The following is an 18,590-nucleotide window of genomic DNA, read 5'->3' as shown; positions in this document are numbered from 1 at the left end:
CTTTTTGTATTCATTTTATATCGGGGATGAGGAAAGGGTTCGTTTTGACGGTTTCGAGGTAATTGATGCGCTCGTTCAGGTTGGCAATAATGCGGATCAGCTGGCCAATCTGGTCTTCGAGGCGTTGAATATCTTGTTTCTGCGCGACTGTAGGTGGGCTGTGCATGTGGGCTTCATCCTTTCTATGAGCGGGTATGTATTCCGTCAGCCCGCCTAGTGGAAGTGGTCTCCGACAGAGACGGGCGACGGATGAGTTGGCGTAAAATTGATTCAGTTCCTATGCTGAATGTACTCCCGGCATCACAGAGGATCGAGTCCCCACCCGCTCTTGCTTCTGCCGAGTCATGCTAGTTGGCGAATATGCTTGTAGTGTCGTGTGATTTTCTCTTTTTTCATTTCTCTTCAATTGTATGTCATCCATCTCTTTTCAGGAATTGATCAGAACCGGATGTGCGACGGCGGATCTGCCTGGGTCATCTCCCCTTTCGTTATGGAACTGGTTAGAAAATAGGTAATGCGGTTTCGGTTGTTTTCGCTTCTTCAAAACGTTTGGGCTCAGTAGACGAATGTGTTTTCATTTCTGTGTGTTGAGATTTAAGTGATTTCGACAAGAAGCGGATTTCATTGCACACGACTTCCGTGACATACACTTTCGATCGATCTTCGCGTTCGTAGTTCCGGGTCTGAATGCTTCCACTGACGCCTACGAGCGATCCTTTGCCACAGTGACGGACTAGGTTTTCGGCGGATCGTCCCCAGACGGAGCACAGCACGAAGTCGGTTGCTACTTCCCCGTTTGCGTTTTTGAAGCTGCGATTGATAGCGAGGACGAACGTGGTGTTGACACGTCCTGATGCGTGTTCTTTTAATACGAAGTCTTTGGTGATGTTCCCTACTAAAGCCACTTGGTTCACGAGTTGGTTCCTCCTTTCTTTGTGCTGCCCTTATCGTAATCTACAGGGGTTCTCGTTGGCAAAGTGGCAAAATTGAATTTTGCTATGATTTTCGGTGTGTTTTTTAAATTTTCATTTGAAAGGATTTTTGAACATTCGCGGTAATATGCGGTTTCTGCTTGGTGAGCTACACGGCATTTTTGAATTCTCGAGTATTTTGAGATTTTTATGCTATACTTGGGAAAATTGTACCGAGGTGATGGAATTGAAGACGTTTAAAATGATTTCGGTGGAAGTAATTCAGGAGAGCGGTGTGCTTGCATTCCCGCTGTTTGACGGCATTATCATCAACCAGGAGAACAGTCATCGTTTGTGGGTGCTGGAGCTGTTCATTGATGCCAAGCACAAGGACATTATGGAAAAGTGGAAAGTCGAGGAGACGTTGCTGACCGTGCGCGTCGTCATTTCGTATCCTGGCAACGAGCCCGCTTCATTTGATGTGGCGGTGGAAAATTGGCGGCAGATCGGGGACCGGATTTCCGTTTTGATGAAGGGACGTTTGAAGCGTGTCCGATCGAAGTATCCCGAGCACTTGCTGGAAGAGTTGATGGATGAAGGTTTGGAAGGCGATGCGCTGCTCGAGCAATTCCAAACGGCTATGTGGGATCGGCCGAAGTTGAAGCGTGATACGGAGCTTGATGAGAAGACGAAGTTGTGATGGATGGGCTGCCCTTTTGGGTGGCTTTTTTTTGGTTTTTGGGTTTTTGGGTTTTTGGGTTTTTGGGGGTGGATGGGCGGTGGGATTGAGCGGCTGGCGGGGGTGATTGAGCGCTTGGGGGTGAAGTTTGAGCGGATACGATACTTGATAGAGCGCTTGTATGATGGCATTGAGCGGATGGCGCGTGCGATAGAGCGCTTGGGAGGATGGATTGAGCGGCTCGCGGAGTTTGAGCGGTTACGATGCCACATTGAGCGCTTACACGCTTACATTGAGCGGATTCAAGGATTGATAGAGCGCATACGGAAGGACATTGAGCGAATAGCGCGTGCGATAGAGCGCTCGGGAGGATGGATTGAGCGGCTCGCGGAGTTTGAGCGGTTATGAGGCCACATTGAGCACTCACACACTAGCATTGAGCGGATTCAAAGATACATAGAGCGCATACGGAAGGACATTGAGCGAATAGCGCGTGCAATAGAGCGCTCGGGAGGATGGATTGAGCGGCTCGCGGAGTTTGAGCGGTTACGATGCCACATAGAGCACTCACACGCTAGTATTGAGCGGATTCAAGGATACATTGAGCGCATACGACGTTACATTGAGCGAATAGCGCGTGCGATAGAGCGCTCGGGCGGATGGATTGAGCGGCTCGCGGAGTTTGAGCGGATATGATGCCACTTTGAGCGCTCACACACTAGCATTGAGCGATTCCAAGGATACATAGAGCGCATACGGAAGGACATTGAGCGAATAGCGCGTGCGATAGAGCGCTTGGGCGGATGGATTGAGCGGCTCGCGGAGTTTGAGCGGTTACGATGGCACATTGAGCGCTCATACACCAGCATTGAGCGGATTCAAGGATACATTGAGCGCATGCGCAAGGACATTGAGCGGATAGCGCGTACGATAGGACGCTCGGAAGGACACATAGAGCGCTCGCGAATGAAGTTTGATCGGATACCCCACCACATAGAGCACACACACCCCAAAAAACCCCACACAAAAACGACCCTAGCATGTAATATGCAGGGCCGTTTTTATAATGGCGGGAATCATCACTCTTTACGATCGTCATTGCGTATAACGCCGTCAGGAGCAGAGTCGCTACCGTTCATGTTGCCGTTCATGTTGTTGTCGTCGCGTGCGCCACGGTTTTCGTTGTTGTCATCAAGAAGTTCTTCGCGTGTTTTTTCGATTCCTTCACGCGTGTCTTCCATGATGCCATCGCCGTCACCGTTCATGATGCCATCGCCGTCGTTGTTCATGATGCCGCGGTCATCGTTGTCGTCAAGACCGTCGAGGTTTGGACCCATACGCTGATTGTCGTTTGGCGTATTGTCACGTTCTACGTCTTGCATGGGTGTTTCGTTGTTGTTCGGCAGTGCGCCGTTGTTCGTGTTACATGCGGTCAGAACGAGCGCGGATGCGAAAACTACGGGTAGAGCTTTTCTGATCATAAAAAAATTCCCTCCTTTTTTACAAGCTGTGAACCATACGTATTGGTATGTTCAACGGTAGCTTGTGCGAAAAGGAGAGAACTATTCGTTTTAATTATTCGGATAGCCTGATGTAGTTTCTAATATGTTTTGAACGTATACAGCTTCCGCTTTACAGCCATAATCATAATGTGTGTCGAGATTTTGTTGTAAAATTTCAATTTGTGCGATCTGTTCTTCGGTCGGTGGATCATTGAGTATGCGGATTAATACTTCTTCCACGCGCTCTGCCAACTCTTTGTGGAACTCGGGATCTGCTTTGACGTCGTCTGGTATCTTGTCGTACCAAAGCGCTTTGGTCGTGATGTATTCCCGCCAGTTCGCATAAAATTGTTCGATATTGTATTCTTCTGCTGACCAGCCGATTTCACTCATATATTGTTCGAATGATTGAGAAATGGAACGAGTGATGCTGCTCTTAATATTTGGAGAAAGCTTCTTTAACATGCTGTAATGTACCCTCCCACTGTATGCCTTGCTTGGCATTCCAATGATTATTATATCAACTTTTCAGTACTGCTTCGTGATGTTATTGTTCTTGGACGGGGCCGAGTGCGAACGTAATATCTGCTTCGCATGCCACTTCGCCTTCAACGGTTGCGATGGCTTTTCCTTTACCGATTGAACCACGCAAGCGCACAATTTCTACTTCGAGACGAAGGGTGTCGCCTGGTGTGACTTGACGTTTGAAGCGGCAGTTGTCGATGCCTGCGAAAAACGCTAGACGGCCTTTGTTTTCTTCTTTTTTGAGTAGAGCGACAGCGCCGACTTGGGCGAGTGCTTCTACGATGAGGACGCCCGGCATGACCGGATAGCCTGGGAAGTGACCGTTGAAGAAGTCTTCATTAATTGAAACGTTTTTCAACCCGACTGCACGCTTACCTTCTTCGAGTTCTTCGATGCGATCGACGAGCAAGAATGGATAGCGATGCGGGATAATTTCTTGTATTTGTTGAGCATTCAGCATGAAATATGTCTCCTTTATTCCAGAGGTTCTGAAGTAATCAGACGTTTCTGTACTTATTTACCGTTCATGATATCAAAAATATGCGTCCATGTCTCTTTTTTAAAGACATCGCCTGCTGATCCGTCACCAATTACACTGAATCCAACCATGGTACCTGCTATAGCTGCTAAGACAAGCAATACGAGTACAATCAGCAGTCGCAACCAGATGGGGATCATGCGGACTTGGACCCAGCGCATTTCACTAACGGGTTTTGCGATTTTTTCAGCGCGCTCTCTGCGTGGCCATTTCGATTTGATCTTTGTCCAGAATGTCGTGTTGGACTCTTCTGGCGCAGGCAATTTTTTGACAGGTTCTGTTTCGACTAGTGGTGTTTCTTCTATTGCCTCTTCTGGAGCGTCAGGAGCAGTTTCAGGCACTTCTATCTCCGTTGTCGACTCAATGTCTTCTTGAACTTCTTCGTCTGCTGTGAGCGGCTCTGCGACCGTAACTGCCACTTCGTCCTTTTCAGTGGGTACGATCGGATCTGTCTCTGTCAGTTCGATCGGTTCTTCCATTTCTGCCGGTTCCGAAGTCTTCATGGGTTCGAATGGTTGCACAGGTGATAGTGGTTCTGTTATTTTTTTGAAGTTTTTATTTTTATCTGTCATAGTAAATACTCCTATTGCACGCGTTAGCGAATGCCATTAATTAAGCCCATCATCTGGTCCGCCATGGTTACGGAACGCGCATTGAATTGATAGGCACGTTGCGTCGAAATCAAATCCGCCATTTCTTTTTCATACTCTACGTTGGAAGTTTCGAGCGCTCGATTTTGCAAGCCAATCTGACTTCGTCCAGCGCCTGTCATTTCAGTCAATACGTCATTTGCTGTCAGTCCGAGCGCTGCTAGGTCTGTCGGCAAACCAAAGTTGGTTGCGGAAAGCTGAACCATGGAATCAGGTTTTTCTAGGACGGTGACACCGAGATTAAATTCCTGTGTGCCTTGCGGTGTCGTCACTTGCAATACACCGTTCGGACGAATTTGATAGTCGGTTGCCTGTCCAGAAAAGACGATTGGACGGCCTGCGCTATCCGCCACTGCGAGTCCTTCTTCATTGACTAGCGCATTGTCCCCGTTTGCAGTTGGGGATAAGTAGAAATTCCCTTTACGTGAATAAATGATTTCTTCTCCACCGTCCGTTGGCTGGATCAAATTAAAATGTTGTTTCGGTTCTGTTAGCGCAAAGTCTAGCTGGCGGTCCGTTATTTGAACAGAGCCCACTTTCCAGTTCATTTGCAAGCTACCGAGATGTGCGCCGGTGCCCATACGGATGCCAAAGTCTGAACTGCGCTCGGCTTGGTCGGCTTTGTCATTATTCATTTGCTGGAATAAAAGTTCTTGGAATGTAGCGGCCAAGGATTTATATCCATGCGTACCGACGTTCGATAAGTTGTTGCCGATCAAGTCGAGACGTTGCTGCAACTGGTTCATCGTGTTGGTCGCTGTAGTCATCGTGCGGATCATCAAAGGTCACTTCCTTTTCGCATGCTTCTATATGTAGTCATTAATTGACCCGACCTACTTCATTGACCGCTTTTTCCATACTGCGATCATAAGCTTGTAGGATTTTTTGATTGGCTTCAAATGCACGGTAGGCTGTCAGCATATCCGTCATCGAGCGCGCGGCATCGACATTGGAATCTTCAAGATAGCCTTGTTGCATCGAGTATGTGCCGCCTGTAGGTAACGCATTGCCGTCGATCGTCGTGAAGAGTCCGTTGTCTTGCTTGGACAAGGTATCCGGTGCGTCAGAGTAGGCAATACCTAGCGTCGCGACTTCTGTTTCCCCCGCGAAGATCGCTCCTGAATCCGTCACGCGAATATCATCACTTGTCAGTTCGATCCGATTGCCTGCATCGTCTAAGACGTATAAGCCGGATGGATTGGTCAAGTATCCTTCTGCGTTGACAGCGAAATTACCGTTTCGTGTGTAGTACTGACCGCCATTCTCACCTTCTAGCGTGAAAAACACGGTTCCTGCAACGCCTGTCTCTTCATTGACTTCCATCGGTCCATCAAATAACGCGATGTCGGTCTTCTGTTCCGTTTCACGCAACTGGCCTTGTGCGAATAACGGCAAGGTTTCCTGCATATAAACGCCCGTCGAAAGTTCACCGACTTCGGAAAGATTTCTAAAGTTCAAGCCTTTTTCCGTCGGTACGCGCGTTGAATCCAAGCGGGACATCAACATGTCAGGAAATGCACGAATCGTCGACTGCTCCGCCTTATAGCCTGGCGTGTTGGCGTTCGCGATATTATTTGACAGCATTTCCGTACGGCGTTGCTGTGCGATCATGCCTGATCCTACTGTGTAAAAACCACGAAACATTTCATTTCACTCCTTTGCATCGTCATGTCAGATAAATCGATGTTTTTAGTATACACTACTTGCAGCTTGCATGGCAGGTCAAATTATGCGTGTTGAAGTTTTACCGTCCGCGTCTAGTAGCAGTCCAGCGCCTTCCGCCATACAAGTAAGTGGATTTTCCGCAATGAAGACCGGAACGTTGAGGTGTTCGGATAATAAAGTATCTATTCCGGGTAGCCATGCGCCACCACCGATTAAAATGATGCCGCGCTGTGCGATATCCGCAGCGAGCTCGGGCGGTGTGTCTTCCAGCGCGTCTCTAGTTGTCTCTACGATTTTACTAATCGGTAGTTGCAATGCCTGACGAATCTCTTCCGCTGTGACTTCAATCGTTTTCGGAATGCCTGTCGCCAGGTCACTACCATGCACATTCATCGTGTTCGGTTTTTCTCCACTCATCAACACGACACCAATGCCTTTTTTCACTTGTTCTGCCGTTTTTTCACCTATATAAACATTATGTTTTTTTCGTATATGTTGGATGATACATTGATCGAAATGAAGGCCGCCAATATTCGTTTTCGTAAACGATACGATTTCCCCCATCGACAGCACGGATGCATCTGTCGTGCCTGCACCGAGATCGACTAGCATATTGCCTGAAGGCTTGGATATATCAATACCTGCACCAAGTGCCGCTACTTTTGATTCTTCTTCTATAACGACTTGCTTGGCTCCCGCCCCCATCAGCACTTGTCGGATCACGTTTTTTTCCACTCGCGTCGTATCCGCTTTACAGCATACCGTAATATGAGGTTTGAGACGCAGGCTTTTTCCTAGCGCTTTTTCGAGGAAGTGTCTGATCAACACGCGGGTCATCTCAAACTCCGCAATGTTCCCAGCTTTCATTGGACGTACAATCTGGATATGTTCCGGTGAACGACCCATCATGTGATACGCCTCTTCACCAAACGCCACAGGTTCGTCCGTACGCTTATCGATCGCCATGACAGCCGGCTCATTGATGACGAGACCGTTGTCTTTCACATATATCAATACATTGGCAGTACCTAGGTCTATTCCAATATCTTTTGAAAACATCGTGACCACGACTCCTTCCTCATACGTCCTGTCTGATTACACTCTTAGCTGTTCATTATATCATATTTCTACTTTATTTGGCATTTTTCGATAGCGGTCAGCAAAACTAAAAGCCGCCAGCAAGTTAGCGGCGGCTAGTGAATTATTTAAAGGCAATCGTTGCGTGAATAGCTTTTTGCCATCCTTTGTAGAGATCTTCGCGTACCGCCTCTTCCATATTCGGCTCAAAAGGTCGATCGAGACGCCAGTAGTCTGCGATTTCATTGCGGTCCTTCCAAAATCCTACCGCCAAACCTGCAAGATACGCCGCGCCGAGAGCCGTCGTTTCATTGATCGTCGAACGCTCGACTGGCACGTTGAGCAAATCTGCCTGAAATTGCATCAGGAAGTCATTGTCCACCACGCCCCCATCAACCCGTAACGTTTTCAATGAAATCCCCGAGTCCGCTTCCATCGCATCGAGCACGTCTTTCGTTTGGTAAGCGAGCGATTCGATAGTAGCCCGCACGAAATGTTCTTTTGTCGTTCCGCGAGTCAAGCCGAATACCGCGCCTTTGACGTCACTGTCCCAATACGGTGTGCCGAGCCCGACGAATGCCGGTACAACGTAGACACCATCCGTCGATTGGACGCGCTTCGCATAACTTTCGCTCTCAGATGCGCTACGGAACATACGCAGTCCGTCACGCAGCCATTGAATCGCAGAGCCCGCGACGAAAATACTGCCTTCAAGTGCGTATTCCACTTTCCCATCAATTCCCCACGCGATGGTCGTCAATAACCCGTGGTCAGACGTCACCGCTTTCTCCCCTGTATTCATCAGCATGAAACAACCCGTGCCGTACGTGTTTTTCACCATGCCGCTTTCAAAGCACGCCTGGCCAAATAAAGCCGCCTGCTGATCACCAGCGATTCCCGCGATTGGTGCATTGTGACCGAAAAAGTGTCTAGTATCCGTGTGTGTGTAAATTTCGGAAGATTGGCAGACAGTCGGCAACATTGTTTTAGGAACATTTAATATGTTGAGTAACTCTTCATCCCACTGCAAGTCGTGAATATTGTACATGAGCGTGCGCGAGGCATTCGAGTAGTCGGTAACATGCGCTGCACCGCCTGACAATTTCCAAATAATCCACGTATCGATTGTGCCAAATAGCAAGTCCCCGTTGTCGGCTTTTTCACGCGCGCCTTCTACGTTGTCCAAAATCCATTTCACTTTCGTTCCGGAGAAATACGAATCAATTAGCAAGCCCGTTTTAGTACGGAATACATCATCGTGCCCTGCCGCTTTTAATTCTTCACACACGTCAGCTGTCTGGCGGGATTGCCAAACGATCGCATGGTACACCGGGTTGCCAGTATGCTTATCCCACACGACCGTCGTTTCACGTTGATTGGTGATGCCAATCCCCTCAATTTGCGTGGCGGCAATATTTTTTTCAGAAATGACAGCCGCGATGACAGACAGAACCGAGCTCCAAATTTCATCCGCATTATGCTCCACCCAGCCAGGCTTCGGAAAATACTGCGTAAATTCCTGTTGCGCGGTATGGAAAATGTCACCTTTTTTATCAAATAGGATCGCACGCGAGCTCGTCGTACCTTGATCGAGCGCTAGGATATACTTTTTCGTCATGATTCATTCCTCCTGTTGGTGATGATTGGTGTCTATTATACATGTTTTTTGGGGTGAGGGTGGTGGGTTAGAGCGGTTAAGCTTGCACATTGAGCGCTTGCGCACGAGGATTGAGCGATTGAGACGATACATAGAGCGCTAGCGGAGTTGTATAGAGCGGATAGCGTAGGACATTGAGCGGGTAAGCCAACACATTGAGCGCTGACGGACGGGCATTGAGCGAGATGGCGCGGGCAATACAGTGTTTTAGACCACACACTAAGCACTCGCGGACAGACTTAGAGAATGACAGCACGGAGGACTGAGCGCTTAAAGCGACACATTGAGCGGTCAAGCCAAACGCATTGAGCGCTTGCGGACTGACATAGAGCGGATAACACGCGATATAGAGCGGGTAAGCCAGCACATTGAGCGGATAGCGCGAGACATAGAGCGATTGGGCCAATACATTGAGCGCTTACGGACCGACATAGAGCGAGATGGCGCGTGCAATACAGTCTTTTAGACGACACACTAAGCACGCGCGGATAGGCTTAGAGCATGATGGCGCGGACGATTGAGCGCTTGAGCCGACACATTGAGCGCTCGCGGAGTTTTATAGAGCGGGTAGCACGTGACTTTGAGCGGATAAGCCAACGCATTGAGCGCTTGCGGACCCACATAGAGCGGTTAGCACTCAACATTGAGCGGCCCAGCCCCATCTAGCCCAGCATGACCCAACCCCGCATCACCACCCAACACTCAATCAATCACACAAAAGCTATCCAGATACATTCCTCTGGATAGCTTTTCACATGTTCAGGCTGCTTGTATGGGTACAGTGCTTTATTGCTTCATTTTCAGTGGGGTTAGGCATCTGCTTTTTGAGCTTCGGTTTCATTTTTCCATTTTTGGCGGGTGGCTTCTCCTCCGCGTAGGTGGCGGATGGATTTGTGGTAAGCCAGAATTTCTGCGACTTCCCGTGACAAGCATGGATCTACGTTTGGTAGTCGTTCGGTCAAGTCTTTGTGGACCGTGCTTTTGGAGTAGCCGGTCGCATTGGCTAGCGCGCGCACTGTCAAGTTGGTCTCGATCAGTAGCTTGCCCAGTCGTACGCAGCGTTTTCTAATTTGCTCGTGCACGCCCTCTTCCTTTCTCTATTCACTCCTTTGACTAATGTAGTGTATGCGAACAGGTGTCAACATATGAAAAAAGCCATTCCGGGGGCTGGAATGGCTTGGGTGCTTCGTATTAAAACGCTAGGAAATCGTGTGGATTTACGGCTACTCCATCTTGCTGGATTTCGAATTGCAAGTGGACGCCAGCTTCAGGATTCCATTCATTCTGCGTCGTTGTGGCAAGCACTTGTCCTTGTTCGACTGTGTCGCCTTCTTTTACAAGGACGCCTGTCAATGAACCGTAGACTGTTGACTTTCCGTCCGCGTGTTTCAATCTAATTTCTGTGCCTTTGAATGAATCCACGATGACTTCTTCGACTGTTCCACTCATTGCCGCTACAGCTTCGAATGGCTCTCCATCCATCGATAGAGAAAGTCCTTTGCTGGTGACGTACGTCTGGTTGAATACGAGTAGTGCTTTCTCACGCACTGCTTCGTCTGCTTCTGCATCATAAAATTCTTGTAAGATGGCGACTTGATCTACTTTTGCTTCATCGAATGGATACTTCAGTGTTTCCTTTGCTGCGTTTGTTTCTACCGTGGCGTTTTCTTTTGGCTGCTCTACTTTTGCCACTTCAGACGGTGCTGATTCTTCCGTCGTCAATGCGGTGTATCCCCATACCATGCCGATGAATAAAAGCGCAACGCTCGTATAAATGGCAGGCCAGAACCAGCCGTTCTTCGTTTTCTTGTTCTCCTGAGAAGGGGCCTTTGGTTTTTCTTCTCGCATGTTCATCACCTCACTTGCATTCTTTGCAAGTTAAGAGGATTTTAAACATCGATCTTCAGGTAAATTTATTTGCTGGATTTTTGTGCCTGTATAATAGTGAGACACAATTTGATCTGCGGTCCATCCTTTTTGGGCAAAAGCCTCCGCACCGTATTGACTCATCCCGACTCCATGGCCATAACCAACGGTCGTAATATGGACGATTTGATTGTTGACATCATACGCAATATTGAAATCGGTAGAGGCCAAATGAAGTTTTTCACGAATTTGTCGCCCACTTGTTTCATATTGTCCAGAGATAATTTTCTGGACACGTCCGGTTTGATTGCGGACGAGCTTCAGTTCACGAAATTGATTGGCATCCCAGTTGAAACCGAGTTTACGATTCCATTCAGTTAATGTTAGCTCTTGCTTGCGCTCTACGGTAGGGGCTACATCTTCTTCGCCTGGACTTTCCACACTCTGTAAATACTCGACTGGATTGCCGCTGAAGTTTTGTGCAGCTTCAGTTTTTCCATTGGATGTAGAGAAAAACATGGCGGATATGATTTCTTCCCCGTACACAATGATTTGACCTTTCGTCTCTTCCGCCGCTTTGCGCACTTTCTTTTCATTGTCGTTGAACGACTTGCCCCAACGCTCTTTACGTTCAGCTTCTGTGCGATACACTTGGGCGGAGACATCTTTAGCGATCGGCTTGACCCCTTTGTCTGTGTTTCTTGCGGCATATGTGCGGGCAGCAATCACTTGCGCTTTCAATGCTTCGGGATGAAAATCAGCCGGCATCTCACCTGCTACCACTCCGACGACATACTCTTCTAATGGTATTGGCTCGTCCACACCTATGACCGTGATCATAGCATCGCAATACTTCTCCTCTCGTTGGTCTACCAGTGTAAATTCTGGCGCTTGTCTTACTAAAATAGGAATAAAAAATAATGTGAGAATGATGAATAAAGGGAGTAGTTTTTTGTACATACTAGACTATATGTTAAGCGGAGATTTCGTATTCATTGGAATCCATGAAAAAACCATGAACAGCGTACTGTCCATGGCTTCGTTCATTATACTAGTTGAGATTCTGAAACTTCTTGTTCAGTTGAAACACGTGTTATGTCTGCGCCTAGGGCTTTGAGCTTTTTATCAAAGTCCACATAACCGCGATCTAAGTGAATCAATTCAGTCACACGTGTAACGCCTTCTGCTACGAGTCCGGCTAGGATGAGTGATGCAGCGGCACGCAAGTCTGTGGCTGCGACTTCCGCACCTTGGAGTTTTGAAGGCCCTGAAACAATAACAGAACGTCCTTCGATTTTTACATCCGCGTTCATACGGCGGAATTCTTCAACGTGCATAAAACGATTTTCAAATACAGTTTCCGTTAACACACCGATACCGGTAGCTGTTAACATCAATGCCATCATTTGTGATTGCATATCTGTCGGGAAACCTGGATGCGGCATCGTCTTCAAGTCAACTGCCTTTAGTGGATGCTTCGCTGTAACGCGAATCCCTTCATCCAACGGAGTAATGTCTACGCCCATTTCCGTCAATTTGGAAATTAAAGCTGTAGAATGTTCAGGTACTGCGTTGTCGATGGTAACGTCTCCACCTGTAATCGCTGCAGCTACCATGAATGTTCCTGCTTCGATACGATCCGGAATAATGTGATGAACCGATGCATACATTGTCTGTACACCTTCGATACGAATAGTATCTGTACCTGCACCTACGACTTTACCGCCCATTTCATTGATGAAATTCGACAAGTCGACGATTTCAGGTTCTTTGGCAGCGTTCTCGATGATCGTTGTACCTTCCGCGAGAGCAGCAGCCGTCATAATATTTTCTGTTGCACCTACGCTTGGGAAATCCAAGTAGATCTTCGCGCCTTTTAATCGGCCGTCCACTTTTGCTTCCACATGACCATGTCCAAATGAAATTTCTGCTCCCATTGCCTCGAAGCCTTTCAAATGTTGGTCAATGGGTCTTGAACCGATTGCACAGCCGCCTGGCAATGCAATACGTGCGAATCCGTTACGCGCCAGTAACGGTCCCATTACTAAAATGGATGCGCGCATTTTACGTACAAATTCAAATTGTGCTTCATCAGCTAGTCTTCCACGTGAATCTACGATGACTTCCCCTTTTTCTGGATCATGCGTGATTTTTGCGTTTAAACTCTTAAGCACTTCATTAATCGTCCGTACATCTGAGAGATTGGGAACGTCACGAATGACATTCACTCCTTCAGATGCTAATAAAGCAGCAGCCAAGATCGGTAATACCGCGTTTTTCGCACCTTCTACACGTACGTTCCCTTGTAAAGTCCGTCCGCCGTTAATAATAATTTTTTCCACCAGTAGCCCCTCCGAGTCCAATTTATCCTTCACCCACAGCCTATTATCAATAATCGTTTAATCGTCTATAAACATTTTCATTGGTGTTGCAGTTCAATTGTTAAATTCAGATTTCACATATAAAACATATACTATTGTACCTTGTAAAACTTTCCTAAACAAGTACCTTCCGGCGCAGTTTTGAGTTATTTCTTGCATGATGTAGTATATGTGATGATCTGACACAAAGTGATTGCATTTGACCGTTCATTTATAGCCACATTATCGTAATTACCCGTTAATCCTACATTTTACACGCAATGTGAGATATTTTTATTACATGAATATTACAAAGTGGCCTCATGAAAAGTCTACAATGTAACGTATGTAGAATTTCCACATCTACCATGGGGCGCTTGTCCTATACATTCGCTGTTGCAACCCTACCTATAAGTTGTTGACTAGAAGTGAATTCATTTGAACTTTTAAAAGTTCAAATGACAAAAACACACCATGTCATGGTCATCCCGTTTTAATTTCTTTCAGCCAGAGTTCTGATTTCCGCTGGTCGTACTAGTAGAGCTTCAGCTGAAGGAAATCAAAACCAGGTTGCCCATCTTCCTGACCAGTAGGATATGTCTAAAAAGAATTTTGATACGGTAGATCCGATAGCAATACTTAACAAAATAAACAAAAGTTGTGTTTGGAATACGCGATTTTTTCGTATGATGTTTTCTGGCAGGATCGCTTGTAGTGCGTAAAAGCTGATGCCGATGAAGAAGATGTGCGATACGATCGCGAGTAGTGGATTACTTCCTAACATGCTGTCCATAGTTACCACTCCTTTTTTCCTTTGTATAGAGAAAATGGGCAGACAGAGGTTGTCTGTCCACCCATTTTAATTATAGATTAAATACGTTGTTCATACACTTGTATGCGGTTAATAGCACGTTTTAAATCAAGCTCTGCTAAGTTTTGAGTAAGGTCATCAGTCTTTTTCTGAAGATCTTGTTCAGCTTTTTCAGCAGCTTTCTTTGCGCGTGCGATATCAATAGACTCAGCCAGTTCCGCACTCTGTGCCAATACAGTGACAACTTCAGGACGGACCTCGATGAAGCCTCCGTGGACTGCGACTGTTTCTGTTTTGCCATCTGTCTTTAGGCGAAGTGCACCAATTTGAAGCGGCGCGACCATCGCGATGTGACCGGGTAGAACCCCGATCTCACCTGCTTCGGTAACTGCAATCACCATGTTCGCATCCATTTCAACAACAGGGCCGTCGGGAGTGACGATATTCACTTTGATTTTACTCATTTTTTTCCCTCCTGGTCCCTTTTCTTAGACTTCTACACCCATAGCTTTTGCTTTTGCAATAACTTCTTCGATACGTCCAACTAGACGGAATGCATCTTCCGGTAAGTGATCATACTTACCTTCAAGAATTTCAGCAAAGCCTTTGATCGTTTCAGCAACAGGAACGTAAGAACCTTTTTGTCCTGTAAACTGCTCCGCAACGTGGAAGTTTTGTGACAAGAAGAACTGGATACGACGTGCGCGGTCAACAACCTGCTTGTCGTCTTCATCCAACTCATCCATACCTAGGATTGCGATGATATCTTGCAATTCACGGTATCGTTGAAGAGTAGTTTGTACTTCACGAGCTACACGGTAGTGTTCCGGTCCAACGATTTCTGCACTCAATGCACGTGAAGAAGAAGCTAGTGGATCCACAGCTGGGTAGATACCCATCTCTGAAAGTTTACGCTCCAAGTTCGTTGTTGCATCTAAGTGAGCGAAAGTTGTTGCCGGAGCTGGATCCGTATAGTCATCCGCTGGTACGTAGATTGCTTGGATCGATGTAACCGATCCTTTATTTGTAGAAGTGATTCGCTCTTGTAACTGACCCATTTCTGTAGCCAATGTCGGCTGGTAACCAACCGCAGAAGGCATACGTCCAAGTAGGGCAGAAACTTCAGAACCTGCTTGTGTAAAGCGGAAAATGTTATCGATGAACAATAGAACGTCTTGTCCTTGCTCATCACGGAAATACTCAGCCATAGTCAAGCCAGAAAGTGCTACACGCATACGTGCGCCTGGTGGCTCGTTCATTTGACCGAATACCATTGCCGTTTTCTTGATAACGCCTGAATCTGTCATTTCAAAGTACAAGTCGTTTCCTTCACGAGTACGCTCTCCAACACCAGCGAATACGGAAATACCACCGTGTTCTTGTGCGATGTTGTTGATTAATTCCTGAATTAGAACTGTTTTACCAACTCCAGCACCACCGAAGAGTCCGATTTTACCACCCTTGATGTATGGTGCAAGCAAGTCAACTACTTTAATTCCTGTTTCAAGAATTTCTACCTCTGTGGATAGGAATTCGAATGTAGGTGCAGCACGGTGAATTGGGTCACGTTGTGATTCAGCAGGAACTGGCTCACGCAGGTCAATTTCCTCACCTAGTACGTTAAATACACGTCCGAGTGTAACGTCACCAACTGGAACAGAAATGGGTGCGCCTGTATTAATTACTGACGTACCGCGTTTCAGACCATCTGTCGAAGACATTGCAATCGTACGAACTGCATCATCACCAAGGTGAAGTGCTACTTCTAAAGTCAATACTTCAACCACTCCGTTAGAACGGTCGATATTAACCTTCAATGCGTTATAGATCGCTGGAAGTTGTCCGTTTTCGAACTTTACGTCGACAACTGGACCCATAACTTGAAGAATATGTCCATTACTCATGCTTTTCCCTCCTGTCTTACTGTTTCAAATCTATTATTCGAGTGCTGCTACGCCGGCTACGATTTCAGTGATTTCCTGAGTGATCGCTGCTTGACGAGCACGGTTAAATTGTAATGTTAACGAATCAATTAGGTCAGACGCATTGTCTGTCGCCGTCTTCATCGCTGTCATACTGGAAGCATGTTCGCTCGCTTTTCCATCGAGTACCGCTCCATAAATGAGGCTCTCCGTGTATTGTGGGAGGAGTGTTTCGAGAATCGCTTCTGCTGAAGGCTCGAACTCATAAGATGATGAAGCTGATACAGATGAAATATCTGTGAGTGGAAGCAATTTACGTTCAGTTGCTTCGTTGGAGATGGCGGAGATGAAGTGGTTGTAATACAAGAACACTTCATCGTACACGCCTTCTGTGAACATGCCAACAGCCCGATTCGCGATATCTTTTACTTCTTCAAAACGAGGGTGATCCGAAAGTCCGATCAGGCTTTCTTCAATCTGGTAACCCAGACGGTCGAAGAATTCATAGCCTTTACGACCGATCGCGATAATGACCACTTCATCTTTCGATTTATGGCGTTGTTCGATTGCACGGGTAACTGCACGGAAAATGTGCGCGTTGTATCCACCAACTAGTCCACGGTCGGAAGTAACTACGATATACGCAGACTTCTTAACAGGGCGTGCAGTTAATAGAGGATGTCCGGAATCTTTCGTTACGGCTGCAATGGCACCAACTACTTCTTCTACTTTATCCATGTATGGTACGAATTTCTTCGCATTCATTTCAGCACGGTTTAGTTTGGAAGCAGATACCATTTGCATCGCTCTCGTGATTTGACTCGTCTTTTTTGTTGAAGCAATGCGGCTTTCTATCTCGCGTAAGGACGCCACTGGCTATTCACCACCTTTATTTTAAGATCCATTCAAGGAATATTAAGCTTCAGAAGTCACAAAATTTTTCTTGAATTCGTTGAACGCTGCGCTCATTACGTCATCAGCTGGAAGATCTTTCGTTGTCCGGATGTGATCATACACTTCCGTATGGTTGGATTCTAACCAGCTAGTGATTTCACTTTCAAAACGCAATACGTCTCTTACTGGAATATCGTCGAGGTAACCACGTGTCAGTGCATATAGACTGATTACTTGGTATTCGACTTTCAACGGCTTGTTCAAGTCCTGCTTCAAGATTTCAACTGTGCGTTGACCGCGGTCCAGTTTTGCTCTTGTAGATGGATCTAGATCCGAACCGAATTGTGAGAATGCTTCTAGTTCACGGAATGCTGCCAAGTCCAAACGAAGTGTACCGGCAACTTTCTTCATTGCTTTAATTTGCGCTGATCCACCAACACGGGATACGGATAGACCGGCGTTGATCGCTGGACGTACACCTGAGAAGAATAGGTCAGACTGCAAGAAGATTTGTCCGTCTGTAATAGAAATTACGTTTGTTGGAATATAAGCGGAGATATCTCCAGCTTGTGTTTCAACGAACGGCAATGCTGTAATCGATCCTGCTCCTAGTTCGTCATTCAACTTCGCAGCACGCTCAAGTAGGCGGCTGTGTAGGTAGAAGACATCCCCTGGATAGGCTTCACGGCCCGGAGGACGACGAAGTAGCAAGGACAGTTCACGGTAAGCTGCTGCTTGTTTAGATAGATCATCGTAAACAATTAGTACGTGCTTGCCGTCGAACATGAATTCTTCTGCCATCGAAATACCTGTATATGGTGCCAAGAAAAGCATTGGCGACGGGCTTGATGCAGAAGCAGTAACTACGATTGTGTAGTCAAGTGCACCGTTTTTACGTAAAGTTTCAACCACTCCACGAACAGTAGATTCTTTTTGACCGATTGCGACATAGATACAGATCATGTCTTGGTCTGCTTGGTTTAGGATGGCGTCAATTGCAACAGTTGTTTTACCTGTTTGACGGTCACCGATGATTAATTCACGTTGTCCACGGCCGATCGGAACTAGAGCGTCAATCGCTTTGATTCCTGTTTGCAATGGTTCATGAACTGATTTACGCGCCATAACCCCTTGTGCAGGGCTTTCGATAGGACGAGTTTTTGTTGTATTGATTGGACCTAGTCCATCAACTGGTTGTCCAAGTGAATTGACTACACGTCCGATCAATTCTTCTCCGACTGGTACTTCCATAATACGGCCTGTACGACGAACTTCATCGCCTTCTTTAATGTCTGTGTATGGCCCAAGGATAACGATACCTACGTTGTTCGCTTCCAAGTTTTGTGCCAGACCCATTACGCCGGTAGAGAACTCAAGAAGTTCCCCCGCCATGACATTGTCGAGGCCATGAGCAAGTGCGATACCGTCACCTACACGGATTACAGTACCTGTTTCACTTACTTCCATTTCAGACTGATAATTTTCGATCTGTTGTTTGATCAGACCGCTAATTTCCTCAGCTTTGATGCCCAT

General features: G+C 46.7%; 21 protein-coding genes. 2 read left to right on the top strand and 19 right to left on the bottom strand.

The genetic code is table 11. The annotated features are described in order from the left end of the window. Positions 1 to 10: 10 nt before the first annotated feature. Together CSV61_RS16785 and CSV61_RS08455 are read right to left on the bottom strand one after the other, a co-directional pair. The gene (locus CSV61_RS16785; protein WP_156890569.1) at positions 11 to 166 is read right to left on the bottom strand and encodes a hypothetical protein; all 156 of its coding nucleotides are present in this window, start codon (positions 164 to 166) and stop codon (positions 11 to 13) included. Between the two features lie 334 nt (positions 167 to 500). Beyond that, entirely contained in the window at positions 501 to 914 is a 414-nt protein-coding gene (locus CSV61_RS08455) for a single-stranded DNA-binding protein (protein WP_099638854.1), read from the bottom strand. 196 nt (positions 915 to 1,110) lie between these two features. Between CSV61_RS08455 and CSV61_RS08450 the strand changes: the two genes are divergently transcribed. Continuing rightward, a complete protein-coding gene (locus CSV61_RS08450; protein ID WP_369824337.1) occupies positions 1,111 to 1,611 on the top strand; it encodes a YwpF family protein in 501 nt (166 codons plus the stop codon). A 54-nt stretch (positions 1,612 to 1,665) separates the two neighbouring features. Further along, positions 1,666 to 1,998: a hypothetical protein gene (locus CSV61_RS08445; protein WP_143561074.1), complete on the top strand. Its 333-nt coding sequence runs from the start codon at positions 1,666 to 1,668 to the stop codon at positions 1,996 to 1,998. A 671-nt stretch (positions 1,999 to 2,669) separates the two neighbouring features. Here CSV61_RS08445 and CSV61_RS08440 read toward each other — a convergent pair. The 17 genes from CSV61_RS08440 to atpA all read right to left on the bottom strand — a co-directional run bounded on the left by CSV61_RS08440 (position 2,670) and on the right by atpA (position 18,590). Further along, positions 2,670 to 3,071, bottom strand: coding sequence for a hypothetical protein (locus tag CSV61_RS08440; RefSeq protein ID WP_099638852.1), 402 nt, complete (start codon positions 3,069 to 3,071; stop codon positions 2,670 to 2,672). Positions 3,072 to 3,161: 90 nt separating this feature from the next. Then, a complete protein-coding gene (locus CSV61_RS08435) occupies positions 3,162 to 3,557 on the bottom strand; it encodes a hypothetical protein (RefSeq protein ID WP_233193559.1) in 396 nt (131 codons plus the stop codon). Between the two features lie 82 nt (positions 3,558 to 3,639). After that, a complete protein-coding gene (fabZ, locus tag CSV61_RS08430) occupies positions 3,640 to 4,077 on the bottom strand; it encodes a 3-hydroxyacyl-ACP dehydratase FabZ (RefSeq protein ID WP_083034967.1) in 438 nt (145 codons plus the stop codon). Positions 4,078 to 4,130: 53 nt separating this feature from the next. Continuing rightward, complete coding sequence (locus CSV61_RS17080; protein WP_233193558.1) at positions 4,131 to 4,727, bottom strand: DNA-directed RNA polymerase subunit beta; 597 nt, start codon at positions 4,725 to 4,727, stop codon at positions 4,131 to 4,133. Positions 4,728 to 4,750: 23 nt separating this feature from the next. Next, on the bottom strand, positions 4,751 to 5,584 hold the full coding sequence (locus tag CSV61_RS08420) for a flagellar hook-basal body protein (RefSeq protein ID WP_099638850.1): 834 nt from the start codon (positions 5,582 to 5,584) through the stop codon (positions 4,751 to 4,753). 40 nt (positions 5,585 to 5,624) lie between these two features. Further along, the gene (locus tag CSV61_RS08415; protein ID WP_099638849.1) at positions 5,625 to 6,449 is read right to left on the bottom strand and encodes a flagellar hook-basal body protein; all 825 of its coding nucleotides are present in this window, start codon (positions 6,447 to 6,449) and stop codon (positions 5,625 to 5,627) included. Between the two features lie 78 nt (positions 6,450 to 6,527). Beyond that, entirely contained in the window at positions 6,528 to 7,529 is a 1,002-nt protein-coding gene (mreB, locus tag CSV61_RS08410) for a rod shape-determining protein (protein ID WP_099638848.1), read from the bottom strand. 142 nt (positions 7,530 to 7,671) lie between these two features. Continuing rightward, positions 7,672 to 9,165, bottom strand: a complete 1,494-nt coding sequence (gene glpK / locus CSV61_RS08405) for a glycerol kinase GlpK (RefSeq protein ID WP_099638847.1) — start codon at positions 9,163 to 9,165, stop codon at positions 7,672 to 7,674. 848 nt (positions 9,166 to 10,013) lie between these two features. Further along, a complete protein-coding gene (locus tag CSV61_RS08400) occupies positions 10,014 to 10,286 on the bottom strand; it encodes a sporulation transcriptional regulator SpoIIID (RefSeq protein ID WP_083034962.1) in 273 nt (90 codons plus the stop codon). 109 nt (positions 10,287 to 10,395) lie between these two features. Next, positions 10,396 to 11,052 carry a M23 family metallopeptidase gene (locus tag CSV61_RS08395; protein WP_199173604.1) on the bottom strand — a complete coding sequence of 219 codons (657 nt, stop codon included), beginning with the start codon at positions 11,050 to 11,052 and terminating at the stop codon, positions 10,396 to 10,398. A gap of 30 nt (positions 11,053 to 11,082) precedes the next feature. Continuing rightward, the gene (gene spoIID, locus CSV61_RS08390) at positions 11,083 to 11,910 is read right to left on the bottom strand and encodes a stage II sporulation protein D (RefSeq protein WP_233193557.1); all 828 of its coding nucleotides are present in this window, start codon (positions 11,908 to 11,910) and stop codon (positions 11,083 to 11,085) included. A 206-nt stretch (positions 11,911 to 12,116) separates the two neighbouring features. After that, positions 12,117 to 13,412, bottom strand: a complete 1,296-nt coding sequence (gene murA / locus CSV61_RS08385) for a UDP-N-acetylglucosamine 1-carboxyvinyltransferase (RefSeq protein WP_099638845.1) — start codon at positions 13,410 to 13,412, stop codon at positions 12,117 to 12,119. 577 nt (positions 13,413 to 13,989) lie between these two features. Beyond that, positions 13,990 to 14,223, bottom strand: coding sequence for a DUF1146 family protein (locus tag CSV61_RS08380; protein ID WP_029053440.1), 234 nt, complete (start codon positions 14,221 to 14,223; stop codon positions 13,990 to 13,992). Positions 14,224 to 14,300: 77 nt separating this feature from the next. After that, on the bottom strand, positions 14,301 to 14,705 hold the full coding sequence (locus tag CSV61_RS08375) for a F0F1 ATP synthase subunit epsilon (RefSeq protein WP_099638844.1): 405 nt from the start codon (positions 14,703 to 14,705) through the stop codon (positions 14,301 to 14,303). 24 nt (positions 14,706 to 14,729) lie between these two features. Continuing rightward, positions 14,730 to 16,145, bottom strand: coding sequence for a F0F1 ATP synthase subunit beta (atpD, locus tag CSV61_RS08370; RefSeq protein ID WP_099638843.1), 1,416 nt, complete (start codon positions 16,143 to 16,145; stop codon positions 14,730 to 14,732). Between the two features lie 33 nt (positions 16,146 to 16,178). Continuing rightward, on the bottom strand, positions 16,179 to 17,036 hold the full coding sequence (atpG, locus tag CSV61_RS08365; RefSeq protein ID WP_029053443.1) for an ATP synthase F1 subunit gamma: 858 nt from the start codon (positions 17,034 to 17,036) through the stop codon (positions 16,179 to 16,181). Positions 17,037 to 17,078: 42 nt separating this feature from the next. After that, positions 17,079 to 18,590, bottom strand: a complete 1,512-nt coding sequence (gene atpA, locus CSV61_RS08360) for a F0F1 ATP synthase subunit alpha (RefSeq protein ID WP_083034957.1) — start codon at positions 18,588 to 18,590, stop codon at positions 17,079 to 17,081.

The organism is Sporosarcina sp. P3, from assembly GCF_002743415.1.
GTDB lineage: Bacteria > Bacillota > Bacilli > Bacillales_A > Planococcaceae > Sporosarcina > Sporosarcina ureae_A.
Note: the sequence above shows the minus strand (reverse complement) of the source record. Positions and strands in the feature narration are given on the sequence as shown.